Source organism: bacterium (assembly GCA_021372775.1).
Taxonomy (GTDB): domain Bacteria; phylum Acidobacteriota; class Polarisedimenticolia; order J045; family J045; genus JAJFTU01.
Genome location: JAJFTU010000054.1, coordinates 1 through 3,356, shown reverse-complemented (window position 1 = coordinate 3,356; position 3,356 = coordinate 1). Strand labels below are relative to the sequence as shown.

Genomic DNA, 3,356 nt, shown 5'->3' with positions numbered 1-3,356 from the left:
AGGTCAAGACCAACCCGCTGCTCGGCGTCGTCGGGAAGCTCGAGACGCAGGAGGGGGTGACGCACCTGATCGCCGACCGGGTCTTCGCGCCCAAGTTCGCGCTGGGGCCGGCGCCCGCCTCGCGCGATTTCCGCTGACGCGTCGCGCGCGGCGCCGTTCCGCGGATCTTTCCGCCGGCGGCGTCCCGGCCGCGCGGGGACGCGCTGCGGCGGCCCGTTCCCCGCGGCGCGCAAGGGGCGTGCGCGGCCGCCGTCACTTGCGCTACGCTCTCGCGCGCCGGGCCGCGTCCGGCGAAGGAAGGACGGCATGTTCAGGCTGACCGACGTGAAGGGATCGCCCGCCAAGATCTCGGTCACGTTCGAGGCGCGCGCGGGGGACGACGTGCAGGCGATCCACGTCGTCGGGACGTTCAACGACTGGAGCCGCGCCGCGCTGGCGATGAAGCGCCGCAAGGACGGCGTCTGGTCGGCGACGCTGCGCCTCCCGCGCGGCGAGACGCACCAGTACTGCTACCTCCTCGACGGGGAACGCTGGACCGCGGATCAGGAAAACGGCGACGCGATCCCCAACCCGTACGGCGGCGTCAACTCGTTGCTGCGCACTTAGCGCGGCCGCTCGCCGCCGCTGCGTCCGCTCGCCGTCGCGGGCTTGGCCGATGCCGCGCGCCGAGGTCGCTGCGTCCGCTCGCCGTCGCGGGCTTGGCCGAGGACGCGCGGCAACTCGGAATCGCGCCGCGCGGAACCCCTCTCTCGTCGCGGGACTACGACGCGGCCGGCGTCGAGGGCACGACGTCCGGCGGGGCGGGGATCGACGCCTCTTCCGCCGCCGACGTCGCGGACGGCTCCTCGTCGGCGCGCGGCGCGCCCTCGCGGCGCGGCCGCCGTTCCGGCGCGAGCGGCCGGAGCAGGCGGCGCGTGATCGCCACGAAGCGGTCGGCCGCCTCGCGCAGGTCGGGGGCGCTGCTGCGCGGGAAGCCGTAGACCTCGACCGTCTTGCCGTGCAGCCGGAGCTCGCGGACGAGCGGGACGAAGTCGCCGTCGCCGGTGACGAGCACGACGACGTCCACGTGCTCGGAGGTCGTCAGCGCGTCGAGCGCGATCTCGAGGTCCCAGTTCCCCTTCATCGAGCCGTCGGGGCGGATGCGCAGCGTCTTCCGCTTGACCTCGTACTTCTTCACCTGCAGCAGGTGGATGAAGGCGCTCTGGTCGATCTCGCGCGTCTCGACGACGTAGGCCACGGCGCGGACGAGCCGCCGGCCTTCCGAGATTTCCGAAAGGAGCGCGTCGAAGTCGAGCCGCGCCCCCTTCTCGCGCGCCGCGTAGAACATGTTCTGCACGTCGACGAACAGCGCGACGCGCTGCGATTCCCCTTCGGCCGCGCGCCGCGGCGCGCGGGCCGCGGGCGCCGCGCCGCCGAGCGCGGCCAGCGAGCGGAGCGTCGCCTCCTGCGCGGCGGCGAAGGCGCGGGCGTCCTCGTCCCGCTGGTCGGCCAGCCGCTCGACCAGCGCGGCCAGCTCCTCGAAGCGGCGCGTCTGGTCGCGCGAGACGTCGCGCTTCTCGGCCTGCGCGCGGGCCAGCTTCTCCAGCCGGGCCGCGGCGCGCCGCTGCTCGGTCGTCAGGCGGCGGAGCGCGGTCGTCAGCACCCCCGTCTGCTCGCGGGCGCGGCGCTCGTTCTGCTCCTCGATCCGCTTGGCGAGCCGCGCGATCTCCTTCTCCAGCCGCGCGCGCTCCTCCTTGCCCGCGCGCTCGGCGAGGCGCAGCTCGCGGACCTCGTCCACGCGGCCGGCCAGCTCCCGGTCGAGATCGGCCGCGCGCTCGACGAGCCGTTGGTTGGTCGTCTCGAGCTGGCGGACGCGGGCCTCGAGCTCGCGCCGCTCCTGCTCGAGCTCGCGCGACGTGGCGCGGTCGGAGGCGGAGCGGGCGAACCACTTCGGGCGGGTCCCTTGCTCGTCGCCGAGGACCATCGCCGCGAGGACCTCCGCCGCGGCGCGGATTTCGGCCGACGGCAGGGCGGGGCGCGGCGCGCGGGCGAGGCGATGGAACAGCCGCGCGGCGGATGGGTCGGGGGCGCGCAGCAGCGCGGCGAGTTCGTCGCGCACCGCGGCTTCCTCGCGTCGCTCGCCGCCCGGCTCGATCTCGGGCAGGGCGGCCGCGGCCTCGAAGAGCCGCAGCGCCTCGGCGCCGCGCTCCGGCGCCTCGGCGAGCCGATCGACGACCAAGCGGCCGCGCTCGGCCGGCGAGAGACCTTCGACGGAACGATCGAGAAGCAGCGCCGCGCCGGCCTCGTCGAGCAGTCCGGCCGCGACGAGCCGCAGACCCTGCGGTCCCAAGCGTTCGAAGTAGGTTTCGAAGCCGACCACGGGCGTTCGCGCCTCCCGCGGCCGCGGCTGGGCGGCCCGCTGGCGCAACTATAGCACGGCATCCGGCGGAATTCGGATCTCTGCGGACGCAACCGATTGTGCCGCAACGAGTTGCGCCGGAAGGCCCGCGGCCGTGTATCCTCGCAAACGAGGCCTCGGCGTGCGGGGCCGCGGAGAGACGGAGGCGAACGTGATCCTCGGGATCGGGGTGGACATCGCGCAGATCGAGCGGATGCGCGGCCTCTTGGAACGCCATGGCGAGCGCGTCCTGACGCGGATCCTGACCGACGGCGAGCGCGCCTACTGCGCGGCGAAGGCCGACGCGGCGCCGCACGTCGCGGCGCGCTTCGCGGCGAAGGAAGCGACGGCCAAGGCGTTCGGCACCGGCATCGCGCGCGGCGTGACGTGGAAGGACATCGAAGTGCGGCGCGAAGGGGGCGCTCCGCGGATCGAACTCGCGGGGGGCGCGGCCCGCGTCGCCGCGGACCTGGGCGTGACGCGGATCCACCTCTCGCTCTCGCACGACGGCGGGGCGGCGGTGGCGATGGTCGTGCTGGAAGGGGACTGAGGCGCCGCGCGGCGCCCGGCCCGCGCGGGCGCGCAGGCCGACGCGCGGCGGACGACGAACGGCGCGCCGGCCGCACGGCGAAGACGCGGGGCGACGAGCGGCGCGCGAAGACGCGGGCTTGCGCGGAAGCCGACGCGGCGGGGGACGGGGATGATCGCGACGGACGAGGTGGAGAGCCCGCGCCTCGGGCGCTGGGCGGGGAAGCTGGCGTGGTTCGGGATCTTCCATCCCCGGACGACGCTCGGGCTCGCGGCGTCGGCGATCTGCGCCGCGATCTTCCTTTGCCGCGCGGACGCCGCCTCCGCGTGGGGCGCCGATCTCGTGATCTGCGGGGCGCTCGGCGCGGTCGCCGCCGTCGTTCGTCGGCGCCTCGGCGTCGGCTTGGTCGGGGCGGCCGTCGGCGCCGCGGCCGTCCGCCTTGCGGACGCG

At 75.5% G+C, this 3,356-nt stretch carries 4 protein-coding genes; 3 read left to right on the top strand and 1 reads right to left on the bottom strand.

The window, feature by feature from the left end; translation table 11 throughout:
- The first annotated feature begins 306 nt into the window (after positions 1–306).
- Positions 307–606 carry an isoamylase early set domain-containing protein gene (locus LLG88_02205; GenBank protein ID MCE5245720.1) on the top strand — a complete coding sequence of 100 codons (300 nt, stop codon included), beginning with the start codon at positions 307–309 and terminating at the stop codon, positions 604–606.
- A gap of 154 nt (positions 607–760) precedes the next feature.
- On the opposite strand, the gene LLG88_02200 is transcribed toward LLG88_02205, so the two are convergent.
- Entirely contained in the window at positions 761–2,359 is a 1,599-nt protein-coding gene (locus LLG88_02200; protein MCE5245719.1) for an NYN domain-containing protein, read from the bottom strand.
- A 190-nt stretch (positions 2,360–2,549) separates the two neighbouring features.
- Here LLG88_02200 and LLG88_02195 point away from each other — a divergent pair, with 190 nt between their 5' ends.
- Both LLG88_02195 and LLG88_02190 read left to right on the top strand, forming a co-directional pair.
- A complete protein-coding gene (locus LLG88_02195) occupies positions 2,550–2,927 on the top strand; it encodes a holo-ACP synthase (GenBank protein MCE5245718.1) in 378 nt (125 codons plus the stop codon).
- 150 nt (positions 2,928–3,077) lie between these two features.
- A partial coding sequence (locus LLG88_02190; GenBank protein MCE5245717.1) for a hypothetical protein occupies positions 3,078–3,356 on the top strand: 279 nt, incomplete at its 3' end.

Coding starts and splice junctions, on each gene's coding strand:
- LLG88_02205 (MCE5245720.1), top strand. CDS start 307: ATGTTCAGGCTGACCGACGTGAAGGGATCGCCCGCCAAGATCTCGGTC.